Here is a 21,803-nt window from a genome sequence, read left to right on the forward strand (position 1 = left end):
TATGAATTACAATATCAACAAAGGCATCGGCAGGACGGTGGAATTTAAAGGGCTGAAAGCGCAATACCTGTTCATTTTCGCAGGTGGGCTGCTCGGTACGCTTATCCTCGTGATGATACTGTATATGGCAGGCGTAAACTCCTACATCTGCCTGTTCCTCGGAGCAGGCGGTGCTTCGCTCATTATATGGCAGACCTTTTCGCTCAACAGGAAGTACGGCGAACACGGGCTGATGAAAATTGCAGCCAATAAAAGGCATCCCCGCTACATCATCTGCCGCAAGCCTGTACACCGCTATTTAAAATTCACACCTAAACAGAATGCCGTATGAGAAATGTAGCAAAGACCACCACACTGGAAAATAAATTTCCTTTGTTGGCAGTAGAGAACAACTGCATCTTATCCAAAGATGCGGACATTACCGCCTGCTTTGAAGTGCGCCTGCCGGAACTGTTCACGGTAGCTTCTGCGGAATACGAAGCCATACACTCCGCCTGGCACAAGGCTATCAAAACCCTGCCTGATTTTACGGTCATTCACAAACAGGATTGGTACATTAAGGAAAGCTATGCGCCCGATTTGGCAATCGAAGACCAGAGCTTTTTATCAAAGTCCTATCAACGCCATTTCAACGAGCGACCGTTCCTGAACCATTATTGCTACCTGTTCCTGACGAAGACCACAAAGGAAAGAATGCGGATGCAAAGCAACTTCAGTTCGCTTTGCAAAGGTACGTTGATACCAAAGGAAATCAGGAACAAGGAAACGATACACCGCTTTATGGAGGCGGTCGCCCAGTTTGAGCGTATCGTGAACGATAGCGGTTTTGTTAGCCTGCGGCGTTTGACCGAAGAGGACATTATCGGAACGGAAGATACACAGGGATTACTGGAACAGTACCTCACGTTATCGAGGGGAGCCGGAACACCAATGCAGGACATCGCACTCGGAAACGAAGAAGTACGCATCGGTAACAAAAGGTTAAGCCTGCATACACTTTCAGATACGGACGACCTGCCCGGAACGGTATCGGCAGATACCCGTTTTGAAAAGCTATCTACCGACCGTAGCGACTGCCGCCTTTCATTCGCCGCACCCGTGGGCTTGCTGTTAAGCTGCAACCACATTTACAACCAGTACATTTTTTTGGATAACAGCGAAGACAACCTGCAAAAGTTTGAGAAGTCCGCAAGGAATATGCACTCACTGGCTCGTTACAGCCGTGCCAACCAAATCAACAAAGAGTGGATAGAAAAGTACCTGAACGAAGCCCACAGCTTCGGGCTTTCTTCAATCCGTGCGCACTTCAACATTATAGCGTGGTCGGAAGACCCTGCGGAACTGAAACAGCTAAAGAATGATTGCGGTAGTGCATTGGCATTGATGGAGTGTAAGCCTCGGCACAACACTACGGACGTAGCCACTTTGTATTGGGCAGGTATGCCCGGCAATGCGGGCGACTTCCCCAGTGAGGAAAGTTTTTACACTTTTATTGAGCCTGCATTGTGCTTCTTCACGGAAGAAACCAACTACCACAATTCGCCCTCGCCGTTCGGTATCAAGATGGCTGACAGGCTTACAGGAAAACCTATCCATTTGGATATTTCCGACCTGCCTATGAAGCGTGGTATCATTACGAACCGGAACAAGTTTATACTTGGTCCATCGGGAAGTGGTAAATCGTTCTTCACTAACCATATGGTACGGCAGTATTATGAACAGGGCGCACACGTACTGTTGGTAGATACGGGTAACTCTTATCAGGGCTTGTGCGAACTCATCAAAGGAAAGACCAAAGGCGAAGACGGTGTTTACTTCACTTATACCGAAGATAACCCCATTGCCTTTAACCCTTTCTATACCGATGATGGCGTGTTCGACATTGAGAAGCGGGAAAGTATCAAGACTTTGATACTGACCTTATGGAAACGTGACGATGAGCCGCCAACCCGTTCTGAAGAAGTTGCCCTTTCCAATGCGGTAAGCGGTTATATCGAACGTATCAAAACGGAAGACGTTTACCCGTCATTCAACGGTTTCTATGAGTATGTAAAAGGCGACTACCGCAAGGTACTGGAAGAAAAGCAGGTCAGGGAAAAGGACTTTGACATTGCCAACTTCCTGAACGTACTCGAACCCTATTACAAGGGTGGCGAATATGATTACCTGCTGAACTCCAACAAGCAGTTAGACCTGCTTTCCAAACGCTTTATCGTGTTTGAGATTGATGCGATTAAAGACCACAAAATCCTCTTTCCCATTGTGACCATCATCATTATGGAGGTGTTCATCAACAAGATGCGCCGATTGAAAGGTATTCGTAAGCTCATCCTGATTGAAGAGGCTTGGAAAGCGATAGCCAAAGAAGGAATGGCAGAATACATCAAGTATTTGTTTAAGACCGTCCGCAAATTTTTCGGAGAAGCGATTGTCGTAACGCAAGAGGTCGATGATATTATCCAGTCGCCCATTGTCAAGGAAAGTATCATCAATAACTCCGACTGTAAAATCCTGCTTGACCAACGCAAGTATATGAACAAGTTTGATGATATACAGGCGATGTTGGGGCTTACGGACAAAGAGAAAGGGCAGGTACTTTCCATCAATATGAACAACGATGCAAGCCGACTTTACAAAGAGGTTTGGATTGGCTTAGGTGGTACGCACTCGGCAGTCTATGCCACCGAAGTTAGTTTGGAGGAATACCTCGCCTACACGACAGAAGAAACCGAAAAAATGGAAGTAATGCAGCTTGCTTCCGAACTGGATGGTAATGTAGAACTCGCCATTAAGCATATCGCAATGCAAAGGCGGGACAATTCAAATCAATAGTCATTAACAATTTAAAAATTCAGAAACAATGAAAAAAGTATTGTATCTGGTGTGTACGGCACTGATGCTCGCCGTAGCACCGTCAGCAAAAGCCCAGTGGGTTGTAACCGACCCGGCTAATTTGGCTTCGGGCATTATCAACTCTGCAAACGAAATCGTGCAGACTTCTTCCACCGTAAGCAACGTGATAAAGAACTTCAACGAAGTGAAAAAAGTTTACGACCAGGGCAAGGAATATTACGACAAGCTGAAAGCTATCAACAACCTTGTGAAAGATGCCCGTAAAGTGCAACAAACGGTATTGTTGGTAGGCGATGTTTCCGAAATGTACGTGAACAACTTCGGCAAGATGATGAACGACCCAAATTTCACACCGCAGGAACTGACCGCTATCGGCAACGGTTATTCGGCACTGCTCAATGAAAGTACCGAACTGCTGAAAGAACTGAAGCAGATTATAACCTCATCAAGCCTTTCGCTCAATGACAAAGAGCGTATGGATGTGATTGACCGTGTGTACAAAGAGGTAAAGGATTACCACAGCCTTGTACGCTACTACACCAACAAGAACATTTCTGTAAGCTACCTAAGAGCGAAAAAGAAAAACGATGCCCAAAGAGTGCTTGAACTCTACGGAACTGCTAACCAAAAATACTGGTAAACTATGGAATGGGATAATCTTCACGAACTCCTGCGGTCGCTTTATGATGATATGATGCCACTTGCAGGCGATATGGCGGCAGTCGCTAAGGGTTTGGCGGGATTGGGAGCATTGTTCTATGTGGCATTAAAGGTTTGGCAGGCTTTAAGCCGTGCCGAACCTATTGATATGTTCCCTTTGCTGCGCCCGTTCGCTTTGGGGCTTTGCATAATGTTCTTTCCAACCATTGTTTTGGGAACCATCAATGCGGTATTAAGCCCCGTGGTAGTAGGAACCCACCAAATACTCGAAGACCAGGTGCTTGACCTGAACAAGCTGCAACAGCAGAAAGACCAGTTGGAATACGAGGCAATGGTAAGGAACCCCGAAACTGCCTATATGGTATCAGACGAAGAGTTTGATAAAAAACTGGATGAACTGGGATGGTCGCCCTCCGACATTGGAACAATGGCGGGTATGTATATGGACAGGCAAGCCTACAAGATTGAGAAAGCCATAAAGGATTGGTTTCGCAATCTACTGGAAATACTCTTTCAGGCAGCGGCTTTGGTCATTGATACCATACGAACGTTTTTCCTGATAGTCCTCTCCATACTCGGACCAATAGCCTTTGCTATTTCCGTATGGGACGGCTTTCAGTCCACGCTCACGCAATGGCTCACGAGGTACGTCAGCGTTTACCTGTGGCTTCCTGTTTCGGATTTGTTCAGCTCAATGTTGGCAAGAATACAATCCCTCATTTTGGAAAGGGATATAGCAATGCTTGCCGACCCCACCTATATACCTGATACGAGCAATACCGTGTACATCATCTTTATGATAATCGGCATCATCGGGTACTTCACTATCCCGACCGTAACAGGTTGGGTAATCCAAGCCGGAGGAGCAGGAAACTTTACCCGCAATGTAAACTCCACAGCAATGAAAGCCGGAAACATCGCCGGAGCAGGCGCAGGCTCAACAGTTGGAAACATCGGCGGTAAACTGATGAATAAATAATCATTAATCATTCTAAAAAATGGAATTTAAAACGCTAAGAAATATCGAAAACAGCTTTAGGCAGATAAGATTATATGCCATTGTGTTTGCGGTTCTCTGCATTAGCGTGGTAGGTTACGCCGTATGGCGTTCCTACCGCTTTGCAGAAGAACAACGCCAAAAAATCTATGTACTGGATAACGGCAAATCACTGATGCTTGCCTTATCGCAGGATGCGAGCATCAACCGCCCGGTTGAAGCAAGGGAACACGTTAGGAGATTTCACGAACTGTTCTTTACGCTTGCTCCCGACAAGAACGCTATTGAAAGCAATATGAGCAGGGCATTTAACCTTGCCGATAAAAGTGCTTTTGATTATTACAAAGACCTGTCGGAAAAGGGCTATTACAACCGTATCATATCCGGTAATGTGCAGCAACGCATAGAGGTGGATAGTGTCGTGTGCAACTTTGACACCTATCCCTATGCCGTGAGAACCTATGCCAAACAGTTCATCATACGGTCGAGCAACGTGACCCGGCGTAACCTGATTACCACCGGCTATCTCGTGAACTCCGTCCGTTCGGACAACAACCCGCAAGGCTTCAACATAGAAAAATTTGCAGTGGTTGAAAACAGGGATATCGAAGTTATAAACCGCTAAAACTAGGGATATGAAACAGTTACTTGATTTAAGCACATTCGCAAAAACACTGACTGATAAAGGATATGATGGGTATTTCCAAACGGAGGGAGCTTACCCCGATAAAATTAAAGACAGTATCAGCCAGTTCTTGGAGGCTTGCAAGAATGGTACGGACAAACCTCTGCGGCCCGATAGCTTTTCGTTAAGGACTTACATCGAATGGAATGGCGATGACAAACCCAAAGTTGATTGCTATATGCGGGTACGGTACGAAGACGGCAAATTCGATGTACAGAAAATGGACATTACAAGGAAAGACCAATACGGGCATTTAATGAAGAAGTCGGAACTGACAAACCTATCCACAGGTACAGTGCCGACCCGAAAAGAAGCCATTGCATTGGTGTCCGAACCACCTAAACAAAAGCTGTCTTCACAGGTCAGACGGCTCAGAATGTAATAACCGATAATCATTAAGGTATGAAAAAAATCAGAGCAAATATGGACAGGTACTTTGACAAGCTGGACGACCGCTGGCAGACTTTGCCCATCAGGAAACAGCACCAATATACCCTTTACTTTTTTGTGGGGTATCTGCTGTTGACCGCAGGGGTCATTTTCAAAGTATGGTACGACACGGCAAAGTCCGGTAACGACATGCACATCGAGCATATCGAAAACCCTGTCCTCAAAAAGAAAGAAAGTCCGGCAACCTTGCAGGACACCATAACAACAATTTTAAAAAATAGAATTTATGAAAGATAAGGAGAACAAAAAGTCGGTTGTCCGGGTAACGGAAGGAAATCCGTCGGTAACCGCTGATGTGCTGCAAGACAGCACAGAGAGCAAAGCCGAAAAGCTCAAAAAGCCACTTATATTCGGCTTGATGGGAATTGTCTTCGTGGGTTGTATGTACCTCATATTTAAACCATCCGAAGATAAAAAGGCAATGGAAAACATCGGGCTGAACGATGCCGTACCACAGGCTACGGATGCAGGGCTACCCGATGATAAAGGGAAAGCATACGAGCAGGAAATGCTTCAGCAAAAAGACCAGGAAAAACGCAACGCACTTACCACGCTTTCCGATTATTGGAACACGGAAGACAGTACACAGGACAATGAAGAAGCGTTTACCGAAGAGGAAGAAGCCTACGGATACGGCGGTGGCAGAACTTCTGGAAGAAACGGCAATCCTGCATTGAGCAGCTACCGCAATATGCAAAGCACATTGGGTTCATTCTATCAGGATGATAATGCGGAAACAACTGAACTCCGCAGGCAATTGGAGGAACTGAAGGAACAATTGGCCGAGAAAGATGTACCGCCTGTCGCCACCGTAGATGACCAACTGAAGCTAATGGAGAAATCCTATGAAATGGCGGCAAAATATCTTCCGAAGAATACGAATACAGAAAATGCTGCACTTGATAACAATGTTACTCCGGCGGTTTCGTCTGCCAACCAAAAAGAGCATTTTGTGGCGTTTACACCTGCAAGAAAAAACACCGTTTCTGCCCTGTACCGTGAGCCTACGGATAGTGCTTTCTTAGCCAATTGGAGCGAAACGAGAAATCGTGGCTTTTATACCGCAGGTTCCATTGAGCAGGTGGTACAACCCAAAAACAGTATAAAGGCAAGTGTACACGAAACACAAACGATAGTAGGCGAAACAGGTGTACGTCTTCGTTTATTGGAGCCAGCTCAAACACCACAACGAACCATTCCAAAAGGAACGATTGTAACAGCTAATGCCAAATTTCAGGGAGGGCGATTACAGCTAAAGATTACTTCAATAGAACTGGAGGGCAATATCATACCGGTAGATATAACCATTTATGACATAGACGGACAGCAAGGTTTGTATGTTCCGTATTCGCCCGAAATGAATGCCCTTACCGAAATGGCAGGCAATATGAGCCAGACTTCGGGAACCAGCGTGATGCTCACGCAGTCCGCCGGACAGCAGGTTGCCGCAGACCTTAGCCGTGGCGTGGTACAGGGCATTTCTGGCTATTTCGCCAAAAAGGTGCGCACACCCAAAGTAACCCTAAAGGCAGGCCATCAGGTCTTCCTTGTTTCCAAACAATGATGTTGAACTCAAATATTTTAAACAATGAAAAATCATTTTAAAACCTTTTGGGCTTTGGCCCTGATACTCGGCTTTGCCGTACAGTCCTACGCACAGGACAGCATCAAAGCACCGCTTGCCCTGGGCAAAATAGAACCGTACCGCATGGAAGTTACCTACGATAAAACTTCGCATTTGATTTTCCCTACCGCCATACGCTATGTGGATTTGGGAAGCGAATACCTGATTGCAGGTAAGGCGGAAGATGCGGAAAACGTACTGCGTGTAAAAGCATCGGTAAGGGATTTTGAACCCGAAACTAATTTTTCGGTCATTACCAATGACGGACGTTTTTACAGCTTCAATGTGTATTACAGTGGGTATCCCGATGCGTTGAGCTATGACCTTTTGACCATGCAGAAAGCGGTGGATAAGGCCAACAGTAATGATGTTCTTTTTGAAGAATTGGGCAACAATTCCCCGTCATTGGCGGGTTTGCTTCTGGAAACCATTTACAAGAAAGACAAACGTATTGTAGAGCATATCGGATCTAAGAGCTTCGGTATTCAGTTTATCCTGAAAGGCATTTACATCCACAACGGTAAATACTATTTCCATACGGAATTGAGAAACCGTAGCAATGTGCCTTTTCAGATTGATTTTGTCAATTTCAAAGTGGTAGATAAAAAGGTAGCCAAACGCACTGTTGTACAGGAACGCCCGTTGATACCGCTTCGTACCTACAAGCCACTCACAGAAATTTCAGGACAAACCACCGAACAGAATGTATTTCTGTTAGACCAATTCACTATTGCCAATGATAAGGTACTGTTGATTGAGATTTTTGAAAAGAACGGTGGCCGGCAGCAAACGCTTCAGGTGGAAAATTCGGATTTGATAAAAGCCCGGTTGATCAGCGATATGCACCTGAAATTTTAATAACCTTTTAAAGCAATAGCAATGAAAAAGTATATCTATACCGTGATGCTCGTCCTAATGGGTATCACGGTGGCACAGGCACAAAGGATGCTGCCTAAACAGAAAGGATTGGAAATAAGTGCGGGTGTATTGTCCGATGATAAAATTGGTAACGATTATTACATCAGCGCAGCAATGACGGTAAACGGTAAGAATGGTAACTATCAGCTTTGGGCGTTGGAATATACCCACCAGTACCACGGGTATAAAGACCTCCGCATACCGCAGGAAACCTATTCCGCAGAGGGCGGTTACAGCTTCTTTTTGTTGGGCGATGCCCGTAAGAACATCACGCTGAATTTCGCCGTAACAGGTGTGGTCGGTTACGAAACCATCAACCGGGGCGAAACAATGTTGTACGACGGTGCGAAGATATTGAGCGAAGATAATTTTATCTACGGTGCAGGCGGTCGCCTCACTTTTGAAACGTACCTGTCCGACCGTTTTGTATTAGTCCTGCAAGGGCGTACAAAAATCCTTTGGGGTACGGATTTACAACAGTTCCGACCGTCAGCAGGTGTGGGATTAAGGTTTAACTTTTAAAACGTAAAAACGATGATAGCAATATTCAATAAATTCAGAATGGGGTTACTGCCATTGTATGTACTGTTGGCAATCCTCACAGCTTCGGTTACGCTGGTATCTTGCAGCAAGGATGATGAACTCGAAATACAGAACGATTTTCCTTTTGAGGTAAATGTGATGCCCGTACCAAAAGATGTTGCCAACGGGCAGACCGTGGAAATACGCATTACCATACAGCGTATCGGAAATTATACAGGTACGCAATACTATCTCAGGTATTTTCAGTTTGATGGTACTGGCACGTTGCGGTATTACGATGAACCGCCATACCTACCCAATGATTTGTACCCGCTGCCAACGGAGCAGTTCCGTTTGTATTATACTTCGGCTTCTACCGTATCACAGTCCTTTGAGGTGTGGATTTCGGATAGCTTTGGGAACGAAAAGCAAGTGAGCTTTCAGTTTAACAGTAGCGATTAAGAGAAACAACTTTGATAAAAGAAAAGCCGACTTTAAAGGTCGGTTTTTTTGCTTCTGATTTTCGACCAAGGATGTTTTTGTTTAAATTTACTTGATATAATTTTCACAATATGGATGCAGTTACTTCTCAATTGGTAATGGGAATTATTCCGCTTGTTATCGGAATAGGGCTTATCTACTGGATAAGCAGAAGGAAATTTTACAGGCGTAGTCCTATGGGAGCGGAGGGCTTTTCAAGTTTTGAAGCATCTGTGTTTATCCGTTTTATAGAACGTGTTGGTAAATGGATCGCCTATGCTTTAATTATTCTTGGCGTTGTTGTTCTTTGGTCTTATACACAGATGAAAAAAGAGAGGGAGAAAAAGCAACAGGAACTTAATATTGAACAGCCTGCCTAACGCTGATCGAAGTTTTTCTGCTGATTTAATTTCAATCGGATAGCTCAAAAGGCTGTCCGATTTATGTTTATAACAAATGTAAACCGCCAAATACTGCCTTTCAGTGCCAATGGATGCAATATTTCCCAATCCTGCAATAAGCCTTTCTAAATTCGACTTCCACAGAAAAATGGAGCAGACTATGGAAGTTATCGCAATACAGAAATCCGCATTTGACGGAATGACAAATGAGTTGGAAGCACTTTTGGAACTGACCGAAAACGCTACTCGGAAATATACCCCGATTTTCAAAGAAGAGAAATGGCTGGATAACCAGGAAGTGTGTTTGATGATGAACATTACCAAACGAACATTGCAGACCTATAAGGATAAGGGTTTGTTGCCTTACTCTAAATTAAACCGCAAGAATTATTACAAACTCTCGGATGTACAGGCTTTGCTCGAAGCCGGACAGCCGTATAATACCAACGACAATGGATTTACTAACGAATGATACCCAAGAAATCATCGCCCATCAGGAGATGATAACGCAATTGAAAAAGCGTATCGAAATAATCTTGAAAAATTATCGCCCTGTAATGAACGGGGAAATTTACTTATCGGGTGAAGATGTGTGTAAGTTGTTACATATTAGTAAACGGACGTTACAGCAATACCGGGATGACACAATATTGCCATACATTCAAATTGGTGGTAAGATTATTTACAAAGAATCAGATATACTACATATTCTGGAAAAGAACTATACGGGTTGATTGCTTTAGTGATGATCTCTGAATCTTCGTTTTAATATATAGTATCTAAATAAGAGTCTGTCATACCATAAGGCAAACAGCAATAATCCTACAGCAATCAAAAGCGTTCTTAATTCAAGATATGGAAATATAAATCCTCCAATTATTCCTCCTGAAAAGAAACAACAAATAATGGCTAGTTTCAGATAGATGCTTTTACTTAGTTGCATACGCTCGGAACGTTCCTTATAAAATAACATTTGTGATAATTCAATACCAAGATCCGTAAATAGGCCTGTTAGATGGGTTGTTCTTACTACTGATTGAGACACACGTGTTACCAATGCGTTTTGTAAGCCCATAGCGAACAGTAAAGCTGAAGCTAAAAGAATAGAATACGGAAAAGGTTCTTTTGTCAGCAGAAAGGAAGAGAAACTAATAACAAATAGTATAAAGACCTCTATAGATATAGGGATTACATAAGTAGCTTGTTGCTTATATCTTGATACCCATTCCATGATTAGGCTGGAAGCAAAAGCTCCGAACAGAAAAAATAATATATAGAACAAATAAGCAAATGCCATTCTGTAATCCTTCAAAACAAGTTCTTCTGAAAAGAAAGCGAAATGACCTGTAACATTTGTTGTTAATGTATTCAATTCCAAAACGCTCGTAATGTTTACAATACCTGCAACACCCGATAAGATGGAAGCTAATTTAAGATTGTGGGAATAAGTGCGACCTTTCCCTTTATGTCTGAACATATTAGGGTTCTTTTATTGCAAATTTACAAAACTGCCTTTCTTTATTTGCTTGGCATTGTATATAATAAACAACATTCTTACCTTTGTTTGATAAAATATAGAAACTTAAAGTTGTTTTTACTTTAAGTCCCACATTGAAAACTGGTAATTTTTAGACTACGGGACGATAATAAGTAAGGACGCTCACGCTATAGGCGTGGGTGCTCGCTTATTCGTAGTCGGGTATACCAGTACCTCAATGTCGGTAAGTGTGGTGGCCTACGCTTTTTTTTGTGCAGGTACTCCATTAATTTAATACTGATATATATGGAAACTGGTACACTACAAAAAAAAATACGCTTTCTTTTATCAATGATAAAAGCCCGATTGTAGATATTATCTGCAATGACCTCTCTGATTCAGGATTTGAAATACTATTCCGCTCGCAACATATCGAAGACGGAATAATTCAGTTATCTGCTTTAACCTCTCTACCTGAGGTCTGTATCATTGATCTTGATTTTTACGATAAGAATGTATTGGCAGATCTTCAGGAATTACACAAACAATATCCAAGTATTAAGCTGATTGCCCATAGTGATAGAGATACCGAAAAAGCTGTAAAACCGCTTTTGGAAATGGGTTTTGCAGGTTACCTTCTCATTGGCAGCGATAGGGACGATTTCATAAAAGCCATTGATGGAGTTACCAATGGAGGAAGATATTTTAGTGTGGGCGTAGCGAAGATTGTACAGGAATATTTTGGCAATAAGTAACAGCCCAATCCTAACACCGTAAAAATATCTATTCAAATCAAGCGACCTTCTTTTGCTTCTTTTCTTTGGTCGCAGTCTGAAAAGAAAAGAAGTCACTCCCGAATACAACAAATGGGATAAAGAATATCCCACGAAATAATATCGCAATCTGTTTGGTAAAATGTAGAGAGAGGGAATTGTGTAGGGGTGCATTTTGACAAAGTGGTTGCACCTTTTTAAATGCGAAAAGGCGGTTCCGACCAACGGAAGGATGCGTCTTTTCGCCGCCCGACTTTTGAGGTCAGGCAACTTTTAGGGGTTGGGTGTGGAAATTTTTCAGATTAATGAAAAATCCCCTGTTTTCGGTCATTCCGAAGCGAAACATATTCCACAATAACGAACAACCCATTTGAGCCAATGTAGCATTGATATACAAATCCTGCTTTTCCAATGCTTCTGCCAAACTACAACTTGGCGTATTGTCCGTTTGTTCGGACTGTTTCAGCAAGTCGCCAAATTCATCCGTAACCATTGGCAGGCTTGCCACCGTTTCGTACTTTTCGGAGTCGGGTTGTTTGATACTTCCGATAGTAGATAGTATTACTTGCCCTGTATGTTGGCTGTTCCCAAAATCCAACCAATATTTAGGCTCATCACGGTTGGCTCTGCGTTGTTTGCTCATAGCTGTGAGCATTTCCGCTATAGCAAACCTTGTCTTTACATTATCCACACAAGAAATATAAATCGTTGCTTTTGTATTTTCGGGCAGTCCTCCCAACGAATTGCGTTCAAACTTTTGGGTTTCTGCTTTCCAATTCGTTCCCATAAACCGATTGACACGGTTTATGAGTGCAACCGATTTGTACAATCCTGTTTCACTCGGTGAAAATCGCTGTCTGCCCAAATTGGCTTCCGTGATAATATCATCATCCCATAAACGCACCTGCAATCCTGCGTGTCCCAACTCTGTTAGGCTATGGCTCATTTCCATTAAGGCAGTCAGCACTTTTGAGCCTGTGCCACCTGCACCAATCAAATTGACTTCAATCGGGTTTGTAGGACTTATCAGATAGTTGTCTGTAAAATGTACTTTGGTTTTATCTGTATTCATCACAATAGATTTTTAAGGTTTTTGTTATACGGTTTTAATACTTCTTTTGGAAAGGGATTATCTGTGTTTATAAGGTCTTTCCAAACCTTTACGCAATCGCCTTTTATGGGATTGTGTTTGCCCAACAAATGGCTGAAATAAGAATTGAAAAAATAGTGTTCCCAAGCCTGTACAAATTCTTCAACCGATGCGGATTTCTTTATATCTATGCTTACCGTTCCCATACATACTTTACCATCTTCGTAAATATTGAAAAAAGGAGCATAATGGAGTTTGGTTTTATCATTCGGTCTTCTGTCACTCGCAAGGGCATATACGGTAAGGCTGTTTTTACTCGCTTTCCAAAGCATTGGCGGTACATATCCTTTACCATTGGGTATTTTCAGACTGTCCACAAAAAACAACTTTCTTTGCTGTGCTTTGGTGTACCAGATTACCGTGCCTTTTTCCGCACTCGGATTGATATGTAAAATGTTTGTCGGCAAAATTCCGTTTGGCTTTAAAAAGGCTTTGTCCTTGTCTTTTTCAGTGCGAAGTGACTTTGCCAATATATTTGCTTCTCTCACGGTCAATGGGTGGGCATTGATTGGATTTCCGTTTTTATCCATATCAAAATGCTCTACATACACATCGGTTGTCCGTCCTTTGGTTTCATAGAATACCAAAGCAGATTTTGGGTGGTATAATGTACCGAAGTCCTGTGTTATATCGTTTATCGTTTCCATATTTTTGCGTTTAACATTGGTGTAAAATATCGCTTAGGTTGTGTAACAATTGAAATAACCTGTTTTCAAAACAAAGATTGTTGGCGGTTATATCCCTGCCGTCAAACTGTTTTAGTATAATGGGTTCTTCCATTTGTCCGTATTCCTGTATATCGGTGTTTACGGATTCTATCAAGGTTTCGTTTAGCCAACCTTTGTGGTCTGCGTAAAATGAAATGTACTTTTCCATTCCGATAATGTTGTCCATATCTTCTTCAGATGCTTCCCCATTAGGTTTGGCATTGCGGAACACACTTTCATTCGGGTAGGTCAGATACAGGGAAAAGGCTTCTTTTGCTACCGCTAAACATTCCCTGTCAAACTCATTCCTTACTTTGAACTTTTCAATACGTTGTTCAAATACGGTCAGATTGATGCGGTTATAAATCCGTTGCTCGATAAAGTCCCCGATAAATTCGGCTTGTTTAATCTCTGAAAGATAAACTTCGGTTTCTTCTGTATAATCGTCCTGTTCCACCCAATCGTTCATCATTTCGTACATCCAATAGAGGTAACTTGCTTCCTGCCTGTAATAAGGAATATCGGCTATATGGTACAGATAAGCACAAACGGACAATAACAAGTGTGCGTTGGCTTTTCGCTTCTTATCGTGCAAAAGGCGATACAATGGCGAAACAGGAATGTAGAACAAGGTTGCTCCTGTATTGTAGCGTTCTTCACTTACAAAATAGGTTTTCTTGCTGTCCTGTACCAAACGGATTTCTTCCCAATCTAAAACTTTGCTCTTTAACTTTTCCTCTACATCAGCCATAGCCAATGCCATATTGTAGGGGTAGGTAAATTGTTTGGTCTGTGCAGGTTCAATATTATAATGTTCTGCCAATTTGGAAAGGGACTGAAAAAAATCCCTTTCCGTTTTGTCCGATTTCCTGCAAGCCTGTACGGTTTTCGTTTCTTTCAGTTTCGGCAGAAAGGTGCATTTTAGAAAACCATTGGCAACATCGCTGTTGGAACTGACCTGCGTTTGTCTTTCCGTACTTCGTTGGCGTCCTTTGGTTTTTGCATCCAATTGGCGAACTCGTTTAACTGGCGGTGCAATTGTCGTTGCCTTTGCTGTTCGGGTGTTATGATAGTTCCCGATAGGATATGTTTGTGCATAGTTCATCGCTTTAAATATTTGGTTTAACCTTTCGTTCCCATTACGCTCTCAAATCTGTACTCTACTGCATCATCTTTGATTTGCGGTGCAGATGCTTTTGCGGTAGTCAGTATGGGGTACATATTGGCGTAAAAATTCATTACGGCTTCCACGCTCCAACGTGGTTCGGGGTCGGTCAGTCTGATGTCCTGTCCTTTATCTTTGAGTATAAACACTCGTTCCAATTGCGTTGCTAATAACATAATGCTCGTTTTTAATGGTTAATACTCGTTTTCTTCTTCGTCCGTTTCGTCTGTTGGATAATCGGCTGTAACTTCTTCCGCTTTTGGCGGTTCGGGTGTGGCTTCTTCCATTGCTCCGAAAAGGCTCGGTGTGGCGAACTTGTTTGACAATTCCGTTTTGCGTTTGCGTATCTCGTCCGCTTTTTCGGGAAACTCGGTTATGTCGGGAACTTTCATCCACGCTTCACGGAATTTGCCCTCTTTCTCCAATTCGTCAGCCTTTGCCATTCCATCTTTAAATTTCTTGTCTTTGGCTTCTTTTTCCTTTTTGGCTTTCTCGGTCTTTTCTTTCTCCATTGCCGATTGCTTTTTGACCTCCTCCATTTGCTTTAGGAATTTTTCCATATCCACCATTACGCCCGAAACGGTTTTAACAGGTGCTTTTATCTGCTCAAAAAATCCCTCGTCAAATTCCTGTGGTGTAGCGTTAAACGTCAATGGCGGTATTAGGTTTTTTGCGTTATCTCCGCATTGTTCATTGTTGAGCATAACCGATACGATTAGGTTATTTTCTGCTCCTTTGGAAATATTCAGTTGCAATACTCCTGTAAAGTCCAAGGCTTGTATCTGATTGAAAAAATTGGTGTTCATCGTTCTGAAATTTTAATTACTGTTATTATTTTCCTTGATTGCTTTTAGTTTCTTGTGCATATCTGCCCAATACTCCTGCCTTTCCCTGTCACTTTCCATTGGTGGGTCGTGCCGATATTTTTTAAACCAACCTGTTTGTCGAATAGCTTTTACGAGGTCGGTAACTTCAATCCAATTCCCATCTTTATCTATGATTTTCATTGTACTTGTATTAATGGTTCTTATTTGCTTACTATCTCAATGTTTATTCTTTAGTAAGTCTTGGATTTGGTCGTATTTCATCCAAATTGTTCCATACATGGGTGAAAATCTCTTTTATTTCCTTGTCCGATAGTTTACGGAGCAATATGGCATTTCGGTATTCGCTATGTATGGTGACTTCTTTGCTTAGCAAATACCCTGTGGCAACTTTAAGGGTGCTTTGTCCGCTCTTTATACATAGATGCAGTATGGCATCACTCCAACCCTCATAGCCAATCAAAAGTGTTTCATCCATTGGAAGCCCACCAGAAAATGCTTTATTAATGGTTGGGTCGGTAAATGTCAGGCAGGCAAGACAGTTAAAAGGTTCAATGCCCTCATGCGTTGCTACTTTTTTGGCAAACAACACCTGTTCAATAGCTCCCTTGGGGTTTTCGATGCCGAATAGCAGGGTTTCAATTTTGAAAGAAAATTTCTTTTTCATGTCTTAATCATTTATGGTTATCTCAATCATTTTATGTTCTCCGAAAAACAGATGTATAGCCTGTTTTAATTTAGTTTCACATTTCTGTTTTTCTGTAAACTCAATCAAACAGTTGGTGATAAATATTGAATTGTAACCGTCAAACAGTTGGTCAGAAAATACTCTCGGGCTTCTATGCAACATCACATTGTAGCGTTTTAATATCTGTTCTGTATTGTCAACCAGTCCGTACCAAAAGTCGGCTGTTATTAATGTATTGTCTGACCATATACTCCGCATATATTCGTCACGCTCTCTGAAGCGTTCTGTTTCCTGTTGGATAAAGACGATTAATTGTTTAAGGGTATCGGGGAAAAGTTTTGCTACCAAATACGCCTTTTGTACGTTGTTCATTTCATTTAAAGCTTTCATATCTTTTGTTTTTAGTAGGCTACCACCGTTTAAGGCGGTAGCCTGTGGTTATTTAATTAAGGTTTAGGATTTCCGCACCGTCCAAAGCAAAGGCGGTACAAAATTCAAAGGCTTTCTGTGTACGCTGTTGAGCAGTTCCACCCATTACAATACTCTGTAGCTTGGCTTCTTCATCTTTGTAATTCCTTACGTTCTGATAGTAGCCCGTAACAGCGTTGTACGCTCCGAACAAAGTGCCTTTGGTGGTGTTCATCTGCTGTGTATCACTCATCATAGCATAGGCAAAGGCATCTTCAACGGTGTTTTTGAATACGGTTGAAATTTCATCTTCCGCACCTTTTTTAATGAGGTCTAAGGTTTCCTTGTTTGGGCAAAGTGCCAATTGGATTAGCTTTTTTACTTCGTTGTCACTTACCCTTACTTTTGTCCAATCATTAAAAATTGCTTCTAACTGGTTGCTCAATGTATTGGCAAGTCCCATAATCTTGTGGGCGTTCTCGATACGCTGTTTTGCTCCCGATGTATGTTTGATGCGTACCACATTGGTCATATTGCGTAACGATGCGTTAAGGGTGTTTTGGCAAACAATTCGGATAGGTGTAAACGCTGCGGTAATACTTCCGCTACCATCGTGAGAAGTTGTGAGGAAGATATATTTTTCTGTCACATCATCGCCATTGCCTACACGGATATAGTCGGGCAGTTTGGCTGTGATAAAAATGCGTTCTCCGTTGCCCAATGCTCCTGCGGTTTCGTACAGGATACCCTCGCCACCACCTACGATAGCATCAAAGAAATTAAAGGCTTCACGGTTTTGTACGATGTGGTAATCTTTACCCACTACGCCCAATACGGCATTGTTATCGGTACGAATGTTTGCGAAGTAGTTAGGTACTTCTAATTCGCTACTGCCTATCTCTATGCCGTTAGCAGTTTCGATAATGCCCGAACCTTTGGTAAACAATGGGGATTTTACTACTTCGTAATTTAACCCTGCGTGCTTTATAGCTTCCTCGCTTGTTGGGTATTGTTCCACGATTTGCCCCAAACCGTGCCACGCTTTTTGCTGTACTGAAAAGAAACTGTACTTTCCTGCTCTTTCGTTGAAATTGATATTATGTGCCATTTTGATAAAATTTTGATGTTAAAAAATGATTGAATACTCGTTGTTAAAATGGGAGGTCGTCCTCTGTTCCCTGTGCTGTAAATCCGCTGTTTTCAGATGGTGCAGTAGCCTGTACGGTTTCGGCTTTTCTGCTACCTCCATGCAGTTTGATGTTAGAGGTATGAAAATTCAGTCCTGCTCTTGCTTCACCATCATTACCTGTCCATGCTCTCGCACTTACCCTGCCTGTGAGCTCTACCAATGTGCCTTTTGTCAGTAGCTTGGCTACGTTCGGACTTATCCAATATGAGCAGTCGAAAAAGGTTGTTTGCTCCACTCGTTCGCCCTGTTTGTTTTTGTAGCTGTCGTTGGTCGCTACCGAAAAGTTTACTACTTGTTTGTCCTGTGACGTTGTGCGTACTTCCGCATCTCTTGTCAGTCTTCCTGTGATGTTCATGATTTCTACTTTTTTGCGTTATTGAATTTGTCCTGATTTGATTTTTTTGATTTATTCGGCAATGAGAGGAGGTGCTGTTTCGTTTCATTACCATTTCCAATGCTGTTGATCTTCATACCTGACATTTTTTTTATTCGTTTAAAGAGCCGGAGTATGCTATGTTTCGTTTCACGAGCAGAAAAAGGTTAGTGTTTAGGCGGCACAAGGTTTTGGAAAACAAATACTACCCAACGGGTGGAGATTTTTTTTCAAACTTGCGTGACCTTGTGGGGGCGTTAAGAACACGGAAATACCTTTGCTCTTGAAATGGAACAATAGGGCATACAGGCTTCTTTGAGTAAAAAAACAGTGGAAGCAATGAAGATGGTATTGGCAAATGGTTCCCAATGGATTGAAATAACACTTCCAATTGGTTGAATTTTTAAAACTCTATTTTTAAGTTGTGTGGCTGTGACAGCCACAGAGACAGAGGGTTGAAAAATCGTTTTGTGCGGGAGAAGTACCAGGGCAATATTTTTTAACCTTCTGTTTCAGCAGTAGACAAAAGCTCTTTTACAGAAGGGGAATAGGAGAGAAAAGTAAATGTGCTTTGGCTATAAAAAGTATAGACATAAAAAAAGCAGGACTTAATCCTGCTTCAATCTGACTGTTAAAAAATATACCCTGTTTTAAGCCATCACTTCTTCGGTATCATAAAATCCAAGTGGAGCTTCATTCAATAATTCTATTTCTTCATCTTCGATTTTGACAAGAAACGCATCTTCCATTGCCTTGAATTTAGGTGCTACCAAATCCATATCCTTACTGATTTTCTGGCTGGTAATCTTAGCATAGATCTGGGTGGTGGAAATATTCTTGTGTCCCATCATTTTGCTAAGGCTTTCAAGCGGTACGCCCTCGGTCAAAAACATGGTGGCAAATGTGTGACGTGCGGTATGGAAAGTAACTTTCTGTTCGGTAACAATGCCAGCTTCCTCAATAAGTTTACTGATATGCTTATTACAGGTCGCATTGGACGGAACAGGAAATATATAATCGCTTCTGGTAATGCCTCTGTATTTTTCAATAATGCGTTTGGGGATTTCCATCAGCCTTACGTTTGAAGCAACGTCAGATTTTTTACGCCTGCTGATAATCCACTGGTGGCCGTCGAAGAACGATTGAATATTGCTCCATTTCAGTTTCTTAATATCAATGTAAGAAAGTCCGGTAAAACAACTGAAAAGAAAGAGGTCTTTTACCAGTTCATATTTCTGTTTGGATGGGTTCAGGAACATTAACTTTTCCACATCCTCTTTTAGAAGGTAACTACGGTCGGTTTCCTCCATAGTGATCTTGTAATCATCAAAAGGATTATCCCGTAGCAAACCTTTTTTAATAGCCAGTTCTACCAGTGCAATAACGGGCATTGTATAAACCCAAACCGTATTGTGGGTACATTCTTTATCAATGCGGAGAAAGAAATCAAACTCCCGGATAAAATCGGAAGTGAGTTCCCGGAACGCCATATCCTCCCGATGGTACCGTTCCTTTATAAATTCGCTAAGATGATTGTAAACAGTGGTATACTTGGCATAGGTGCTTTTAGAGCGTTTCCCTTTAGCGACCATTTTTTCAAAGCCTTCATTCTGCTCCTTAAAGACTTTCAGTATGGCATCTTCCATCACACCGACACCCAGAAACGTGAGCTTTACCTTTTGTGCGGTTGCAAAGCCCTCGTGTTTTAGCATATCTTCATAAATCTTGTCGATACGGCCCCGTATGTTATCCAGCTTTTGATTAATACTCAAAGCTGTGGCACTCTTGCCCTCAACTCTTCCGTACTTCAAATCCCAATTATTGGGGTTTATTTCTAACTTTGTCCCGAAAGTCTTGGGTGTGCCATCAATAGTAATACGCCCCATGATCGGGGCATTACCGTTTTTTTTCAGTTCGTTCTTTTTCAGATAGAAAAGCAGCTTGAACGTCGATTTCTTTGCCTGCTCCATAACTCAAATGTTTAATGTTTAAAATTAAATTACATTGAGTTACAAGGGAATAGAGAATGCAGTGCAAAACACTGAAATATAACCTGTTAGGCTGTGTTATTACCTATGTCAATCGGTAACGAATTAGTAACCTAACGTTGTGTTTTCAAGCCCAAAACCTATCCGACACCGAGTTCCACACCAAGACTACTGTTTTATAAAGCGTTGTATTGCAATTGCTTTAACCGTTTTGCTTATTTTTGCTTTTATCTAATCTTTTTTTGTCAAAAATTCCGTTGGAGCCAATCAGCAAAAGACCAAGGTGTATTAATACCCAAGCCAAATACCATCCCATAGCTTTTTTAAGAAATTGATAATCTATTGAAGACTTGTGAGCTTCAACTACTTGTCTAGTAATCTCATTTCTCAATGATTACTTCTGCAAGTTTTTCCTTTAAAGTAGGTTCGCCTTCAGTCTGTTTATGTCCGCAGTGCGAACAAAACTTTGAGTTGTCTGGGAATTGTGCCCCGCATTCTATGCAATACATATTTTTGTCTTTAAAATTGTTTAACGTCTTACTTTTTTGATTGCTTCGTAGTCCTTTACAAATTTATTAAGTTTGTATTCGTTTGAATTGTATAGTTCTCCTACAGTTGTTCCACAATAACAGGTTAGAAAAGCATCATCGGTTGCGTTCTTTTCAAATAAAGCAAATTGCTTTGGATTTACTTCAAATGTTAAACTCAATACTTCCCCGTATTCAAGTCTTACAGGAAATTTTAATTGTTCTTTTGGGAACATCATAAAAGTATCGTGTTCAAGTCCAAGCTCTAATTCAAATTTTGGTGATACCTTAAAATATGGTTGATTAAAATACCTATGTTCCTTTGTCAGGTTGGTTATGGTTACACCCCAAAGAACAGCATTGTTACCAAAGTCAGCAAATTCTGCAATAACAGTTAAGTAAATATTTGCTCCTACTTTCATTTCGCTTTCTAAATTGTTGTGTTTTTGAAGTTCTGTCAGTATCTCTCTTGGCAACTCAGATAGTTTGTTTTGAAAATCTATAAAAAATTTTCTCACCTGTTCTGTGTCAGAAAGGTTGATCGTAATTGTTGAGTTGTCGGCATCTTGTATTACAACATTACCGTGTCCGTCTATGTGTGATTTATTTAGCATAAAACCAATTTATAAGTTGTTCCCATCCAATTAAAACTTGAACAATAAGTCCTATTATAGCAATAATAACTGGAATAATAATCCATACTTTGTTTACTTTACTATCAGTTACTGTCTTGTCTCCAACTGAAATTTTTGATTTAGAAATGCCTTGGAGGTTTACATTTCCGTCTCCTTGTATTTTGCTTTTATTTTTCATTTAATGTCTGTCTGTCTTTAAAATTACCGCCAACGTTCGCCGGTATGCGCAGTGCGGGATTCGAAGCGCTAACTTGTCGAGTTACGACAAGCTTTATTAAATGAATTGCCTATAAAACAGGCACAGCACCC

Annotated in this window: 31 protein-coding genes; 15 read left to right on the plus strand and 16 right to left on the minus strand. The window is 41.7% G+C overall.

All coding sequences use genetic code 11. The annotated features are described in order from the left end of the window. The first annotated feature begins 1 nt into the window (after position 1). The 14 genes from PIECOFPK_RS11615 to PIECOFPK_RS11680 all read left to right on the plus strand — a co-directional run bounded on the left by PIECOFPK_RS11615 (position 2) and on the right by PIECOFPK_RS11680 (position 10,324). A complete protein-coding gene (locus tag PIECOFPK_RS11615) occupies positions 2 to 331 on the plus strand; it encodes a DUF4133 domain-containing protein (RefSeq protein WP_084019010.1) in 330 nt (109 codons plus the stop codon). Next, positions 328 to 2,832 (plus strand): TraG family conjugative transposon ATPase, encoded by a 2,505-nt coding sequence (locus PIECOFPK_RS11620; protein ID WP_137268263.1) that lies wholly within the window; start codon positions 328 to 330, stop codon positions 2,830 to 2,832. Before PIECOFPK_RS11615 ends, PIECOFPK_RS11620 begins: the two co-directional genes overlap by 4 nt. A gap of 28 nt (positions 2,833 to 2,860) precedes the next feature. After that, the gene (locus PIECOFPK_RS11625) at positions 2,861 to 3,493 is read left to right on the plus strand and encodes a DUF4141 domain-containing protein (protein WP_048499037.1); all 633 of its coding nucleotides are present in this window, start codon (positions 2,861 to 2,863) and stop codon (positions 3,491 to 3,493) included. 3 nt (positions 3,494 to 3,496) lie between these two features. Further along, positions 3,497 to 4,492, plus strand: coding sequence for a conjugative transposon protein TraJ (traJ, locus tag PIECOFPK_RS11630; RefSeq protein WP_024566595.1), 996 nt, complete (start codon positions 3,497 to 3,499; stop codon positions 4,490 to 4,492). A gap of 19 nt (positions 4,493 to 4,511) precedes the next feature. After that, a complete protein-coding gene (gene traK / locus PIECOFPK_RS11635; RefSeq protein WP_409965967.1) occupies positions 4,512 to 5,135 on the plus strand; it encodes a conjugative transposon protein TraK in 624 nt (207 codons plus the stop codon). A gap of 10 nt (positions 5,136 to 5,145) precedes the next feature. Continuing rightward, complete coding sequence (locus PIECOFPK_RS11640; RefSeq protein ID WP_049038323.1) at positions 5,146 to 5,577, plus strand: hypothetical protein; 432 nt, start codon at positions 5,146 to 5,148, stop codon at positions 5,575 to 5,577. Positions 5,578 to 5,597: 20 nt separating this feature from the next. Then, entirely contained in the window at positions 5,598 to 5,882 is a 285-nt protein-coding gene (locus PIECOFPK_RS11645) for a hypothetical protein (protein ID WP_049038324.1), read from the plus strand. Next, positions 5,872 to 7,209 (plus strand): conjugative transposon protein TraM, encoded by a 1,338-nt coding sequence (traM, locus tag PIECOFPK_RS11650; protein ID WP_049038325.1) that lies wholly within the window; start codon positions 5,872 to 5,874, stop codon positions 7,207 to 7,209. Before PIECOFPK_RS11645 ends, traM begins: the two co-directional genes overlap by 11 nt. A gap of 24 nt (positions 7,210 to 7,233) precedes the next feature. Then, the gene (gene traN, locus PIECOFPK_RS11655) at positions 7,234 to 8,127 is read left to right on the plus strand and encodes a conjugative transposon protein TraN (protein WP_409965968.1); all 894 of its coding nucleotides are present in this window, start codon (positions 7,234 to 7,236) and stop codon (positions 8,125 to 8,127) included. A 21-nt stretch (positions 8,128 to 8,148) separates the two neighbouring features. After that, the gene (locus tag PIECOFPK_RS11660; RefSeq protein ID WP_409965969.1) at positions 8,149 to 8,709 is read left to right on the plus strand and encodes a conjugal transfer protein TraO; all 561 of its coding nucleotides are present in this window, start codon (positions 8,149 to 8,151) and stop codon (positions 8,707 to 8,709) included. Positions 8,710 to 8,721: 12 nt separating this feature from the next. Beyond that, positions 8,722 to 9,171, plus strand: a complete 450-nt coding sequence (locus PIECOFPK_RS11665; RefSeq protein WP_091095691.1) for a TraQ conjugal transfer family protein — start codon at positions 8,722 to 8,724, stop codon at positions 9,169 to 9,171. Between the two features lie 110 nt (positions 9,172 to 9,281). Continuing rightward, positions 9,282 to 9,569: a molybdenum ABC transporter permease gene (locus PIECOFPK_RS11670; protein WP_091095693.1), complete on the plus strand. Its 288-nt coding sequence runs from the start codon at positions 9,282 to 9,284 to the stop codon at positions 9,567 to 9,569. Positions 9,570 to 9,678: 109 nt separating this feature from the next. Continuing rightward, positions 9,679 to 10,062, plus strand: coding sequence for a helix-turn-helix domain-containing protein (locus PIECOFPK_RS11675; RefSeq protein WP_341832750.1), 384 nt, complete (start codon positions 9,679 to 9,681; stop codon positions 10,060 to 10,062). Further along, complete coding sequence (locus tag PIECOFPK_RS11680; protein ID WP_091095696.1) at positions 10,043 to 10,324, plus strand: helix-turn-helix domain-containing protein; 282 nt, start codon at positions 10,043 to 10,045, stop codon at positions 10,322 to 10,324. The genes PIECOFPK_RS11675 and PIECOFPK_RS11680 overlap by 20 nt, the downstream gene beginning before the upstream one ends. A 5-nt stretch (positions 10,325 to 10,329) precedes the next feature. Here the strand turns inward: PIECOFPK_RS11680 and PIECOFPK_RS11685 are convergent, their stop codons facing one another. Beyond that, positions 10,330 to 11,067: a YoaK family protein gene (locus PIECOFPK_RS11685; protein WP_091095698.1), complete on the minus strand. Its 738-nt coding sequence runs from the start codon at positions 11,065 to 11,067 to the stop codon at positions 10,330 to 10,332. A 518-nt stretch (positions 11,068 to 11,585) separates the two neighbouring features. Here PIECOFPK_RS11685 and PIECOFPK_RS11690 point away from each other — a divergent pair. Beyond that, on the plus strand, positions 11,586 to 11,822 hold the full coding sequence (locus PIECOFPK_RS11690; protein ID WP_245725256.1) for a hypothetical protein: 237 nt from the start codon (positions 11,586 to 11,588) through the stop codon (positions 11,820 to 11,822). A 280-nt stretch (positions 11,823 to 12,102) separates the two neighbouring features. Here PIECOFPK_RS11690 and PIECOFPK_RS11695 read toward each other — a convergent pair whose 3' ends face one another. The 15 genes from PIECOFPK_RS11695 to PIECOFPK_RS11765 all read right to left on the minus strand — a co-directional run bounded on the left by PIECOFPK_RS11695 (position 12,103) and on the right by PIECOFPK_RS11765 (position 21,672). Continuing rightward, positions 12,103 to 12,912 (minus strand): PRTRC system ThiF family protein, encoded by an 810-nt coding sequence (locus PIECOFPK_RS11695; RefSeq protein ID WP_091095700.1) that lies wholly within the window; start codon positions 12,910 to 12,912, stop codon positions 12,103 to 12,105. Beyond that, positions 12,912 to 13,637, minus strand: a complete 726-nt coding sequence (locus PIECOFPK_RS11700; RefSeq protein WP_091095702.1) for a PRTRC system protein B — start codon at positions 13,635 to 13,637, stop codon at positions 12,912 to 12,914. The genes PIECOFPK_RS11695 and PIECOFPK_RS11700 overlap by 1 nt, the downstream gene beginning before the upstream one ends. Positions 13,638 to 13,647: 10 nt before the next feature. Continuing rightward, complete coding sequence (locus PIECOFPK_RS11705; protein WP_241313531.1) at positions 13,648 to 14,802, minus strand: hypothetical protein; 1,155 nt, start codon at positions 14,800 to 14,802, stop codon at positions 13,648 to 13,650. Between the two features lie 17 nt (positions 14,803 to 14,819). Then, a complete protein-coding gene (locus PIECOFPK_RS11710; protein ID WP_019976352.1) occupies positions 14,820 to 15,038 on the minus strand; it encodes a PRTRC system protein C in 219 nt (72 codons plus the stop codon). 18 nt (positions 15,039 to 15,056) lie between these two features. Beyond that, the gene (locus tag PIECOFPK_RS11715; protein ID WP_091095706.1) at positions 15,057 to 15,668 is read right to left on the minus strand and encodes a PRTRC system protein E; all 612 of its coding nucleotides are present in this window, start codon (positions 15,666 to 15,668) and stop codon (positions 15,057 to 15,059) included. Positions 15,669 to 15,680: 12 nt separating this feature from the next. Beyond that, entirely contained in the window at positions 15,681 to 15,869 is a 189-nt protein-coding gene (locus PIECOFPK_RS11720; protein ID WP_091095708.1) for a 3-isopropylmalate dehydratase, read from the minus strand. 43 nt (positions 15,870 to 15,912) lie between these two features. After that, positions 15,913 to 16,353: a hypothetical protein gene (locus PIECOFPK_RS11725; RefSeq protein WP_091095710.1), complete on the minus strand. Its 441-nt coding sequence runs from the start codon at positions 16,351 to 16,353 to the stop codon at positions 15,913 to 15,915. Between the two features lie 3 nt (positions 16,354 to 16,356). Continuing rightward, positions 16,357 to 16,764, minus strand: a complete 408-nt coding sequence (locus PIECOFPK_RS11730; RefSeq protein WP_091095712.1) for a hypothetical protein — start codon at positions 16,762 to 16,764, stop codon at positions 16,357 to 16,359. A 52-nt stretch (positions 16,765 to 16,816) separates the two neighbouring features. Next, positions 16,817 to 17,890 (minus strand): DUF932 domain-containing protein, encoded by a 1,074-nt coding sequence (locus tag PIECOFPK_RS11735; RefSeq protein ID WP_091095714.1) that lies wholly within the window; start codon positions 17,888 to 17,890, stop codon positions 16,817 to 16,819. A gap of 43 nt (positions 17,891 to 17,933) precedes the next feature. Then, positions 17,934 to 18,326 carry a single-stranded DNA-binding protein gene (locus PIECOFPK_RS11740; protein WP_091095716.1) on the minus strand — a complete coding sequence of 131 codons (393 nt, stop codon included), beginning with the start codon at positions 18,324 to 18,326 and terminating at the stop codon, positions 17,934 to 17,936. Positions 18,327 to 18,994: 668 nt separating this feature from the next. Further along, on the minus strand, positions 18,995 to 20,314 hold the full coding sequence (locus PIECOFPK_RS11745) for a site-specific integrase (RefSeq protein ID WP_241313533.1): 1,320 nt from the start codon (positions 20,312 to 20,314) through the stop codon (positions 18,995 to 18,997). Positions 20,315 to 20,534: 220 nt separating this feature from the next. Next, positions 20,535 to 20,723, minus strand: coding sequence for a hypothetical protein (locus PIECOFPK_RS11750; RefSeq protein WP_409965970.1), 189 nt, complete (start codon positions 20,721 to 20,723; stop codon positions 20,535 to 20,537). Continuing rightward, positions 20,713 to 20,841, minus strand: coding sequence for a zinc-ribbon domain-containing protein (locus PIECOFPK_RS11755; RefSeq protein ID WP_409965971.1), 129 nt, complete (start codon positions 20,839 to 20,841; stop codon positions 20,713 to 20,715). The genes PIECOFPK_RS11750 and PIECOFPK_RS11755 overlap by 11 nt, the downstream gene beginning before the upstream one ends. A gap of 20 nt (positions 20,842 to 20,861) precedes the next feature. Further along, positions 20,862 to 21,473, minus strand: a complete 612-nt coding sequence (locus PIECOFPK_RS11760) for a hypothetical protein (protein ID WP_409965972.1) — start codon at positions 21,471 to 21,473, stop codon at positions 20,862 to 20,864. After that, positions 21,463 to 21,672 carry a hypothetical protein gene (locus tag PIECOFPK_RS11765; RefSeq protein ID WP_409965973.1) on the minus strand — a complete coding sequence of 70 codons (210 nt, stop codon included), beginning with the start codon at positions 21,670 to 21,672 and terminating at the stop codon, positions 21,463 to 21,465. The genes PIECOFPK_RS11760 and PIECOFPK_RS11765 overlap by 11 nt, the downstream gene beginning before the upstream one ends. Positions 21,673 to 21,803: the final 131 nt, after the last annotated feature.

This window comes from Chitinophagaceae bacterium C216 (assembly GCA_028485475.2).
Classification (GTDB): Bacteria; Bacteroidota; Bacteroidia; order Chitinophagales; family Chitinophagaceae; genus Niabella; species Niabella composti.

Bases quoted from the DNA above. Each gene is read 5' to 3' on its own strand.
- PIECOFPK_RS11615 (WP_084019010.1), top strand. From the start codon at position 2: ATGAATTACAATATCAACAAAGGCATCGGCAGGACGGTGGAATTTAAA.
- PIECOFPK_RS11620 (WP_137268263.1), top strand. From the start codon at position 328: ATGAGAAATGTAGCAAAGACCACCACACTGGAAAATAAATTTCCTTTG.
- PIECOFPK_RS11625 (WP_048499037.1), top strand. From the start codon at position 2,861: ATGAAAAAAGTATTGTATCTGGTGTGTACGGCACTGATGCTCGCCGTA.
- traJ (WP_024566595.1), top strand. From the start codon at position 3,497: ATGGAATGGGATAATCTTCACGAACTCCTGCGGTCGCTTTATGATGAT.
- traK (WP_409965967.1), top strand. From the start codon at position 4,512: ATGGAATTTAAAACGCTAAGAAATATCGAAAACAGCTTTAGGCAGATA.
- PIECOFPK_RS11640 (WP_049038323.1), top strand. From the start codon at position 5,146: ATGAAACAGTTACTTGATTTAAGCACATTCGCAAAAACACTGACTGAT.
- PIECOFPK_RS11645 (WP_049038324.1), top strand. From the start codon at position 5,598: ATGAAAAAAATCAGAGCAAATATGGACAGGTACTTTGACAAGCTGGAC.
- traM (WP_049038325.1), top strand. From the start codon at position 5,872: ATGAAAGATAAGGAGAACAAAAAGTCGGTTGTCCGGGTAACGGAAGGA.
- traN (WP_409965968.1), top strand. From the start codon at position 7,234: ATGAAAAATCATTTTAAAACCTTTTGGGCTTTGGCCCTGATACTCGGC.
- PIECOFPK_RS11660 (WP_409965969.1), top strand. From the start codon at position 8,149: ATGAAAAAGTATATCTATACCGTGATGCTCGTCCTAATGGGTATCACG.
- PIECOFPK_RS11665 (WP_091095691.1), top strand. From the start codon at position 8,722: ATGATAGCAATATTCAATAAATTCAGAATGGGGTTACTGCCATTGTAT.
- PIECOFPK_RS11670 (WP_091095693.1), top strand. From the start codon at position 9,282: ATGGATGCAGTTACTTCTCAATTGGTAATGGGAATTATTCCGCTTGTT.
- PIECOFPK_RS11675 (WP_341832750.1), top strand. From the start codon at position 9,679: ATGGATGCAATATTTCCCAATCCTGCAATAAGCCTTTCTAAATTCGAC.
- PIECOFPK_RS11680 (WP_091095696.1), top strand. From the start codon at position 10,043: ATGGATTTACTAACGAATGATACCCAAGAAATCATCGCCCATCAGGAG.
- PIECOFPK_RS11685 (WP_091095698.1), bottom strand. From the start codon at position 11,067: ATGTTCAGACATAAAGGGAAAGGTCGCACTTATTCCCACAATCTTAAA.
- PIECOFPK_RS11695 (WP_091095700.1), bottom strand. From the start codon at position 12,912: ATGAATACAGATAAAACCAAAGTACATTTTACAGACAACTATCTGATA.
- PIECOFPK_RS11700 (WP_091095702.1), bottom strand. From the start codon at position 13,637: ATGGAAACGATAAACGATATAACACAGGACTTCGGTACATTATACCAC.
- PIECOFPK_RS11705 (WP_241313531.1), bottom strand. From the start codon at position 14,802: ATGAACTATGCACAAACATATCCTATCGGGAACTATCATAACACCCGA.
- PIECOFPK_RS11710 (WP_019976352.1), bottom strand. From the start codon at position 15,038: ATGTTATTAGCAACGCAATTGGAACGAGTGTTTATACTCAAAGATAAA.
- PIECOFPK_RS11715 (WP_091095706.1), bottom strand. From the start codon at position 15,668: ATGAACACCAATTTTTTCAATCAGATACAAGCCTTGGACTTTACAGGA.
- PIECOFPK_RS11720 (WP_091095708.1), bottom strand. From the start codon at position 15,869: ATGAAAATCATAGATAAAGATGGGAATTGGATTGAAGTTACCGACCTC.
- PIECOFPK_RS11725 (WP_091095710.1), bottom strand. From the start codon at position 16,353: ATGAAAAAGAAATTTTCTTTCAAAATTGAAACCCTGCTATTCGGCATC.
- PIECOFPK_RS11730 (WP_091095712.1), bottom strand. From the start codon at position 16,764: ATGAAAGCTTTAAATGAAATGAACAACGTACAAAAGGCGTATTTGGTA.
- PIECOFPK_RS11735 (WP_091095714.1), bottom strand. From the start codon at position 17,890: ATGGCACATAATATCAATTTCAACGAAAGAGCAGGAAAGTACAGTTTC.
- PIECOFPK_RS11740 (WP_091095716.1), bottom strand. From the start codon at position 18,326: ATGAACATCACAGGAAGACTGACAAGAGATGCGGAAGTACGCACAACG.
- PIECOFPK_RS11745 (WP_241313533.1), bottom strand. From the start codon at position 20,314: ATGGAGCAGGCAAAGAAATCGACGTTCAAGCTGCTTTTCTATCTGAAA.
- PIECOFPK_RS11755 (WP_409965971.1), bottom strand. From the start codon at position 20,841: ATGTATTGCATAGAATGCGGGGCACAATTCCCAGACAACTCAAAGTTT.
- PIECOFPK_RS11760 (WP_409965972.1), bottom strand. From the start codon at position 21,473: ATGCTAAATAAATCACACATAGACGGACACGGTAATGTTGTAATACAA.
- PIECOFPK_RS11765 (WP_409965973.1), bottom strand. From the start codon at position 21,672: ATGAAAAATAAAAGCAAAATACAAGGAGACGGAAATGTAAACCTCCAA.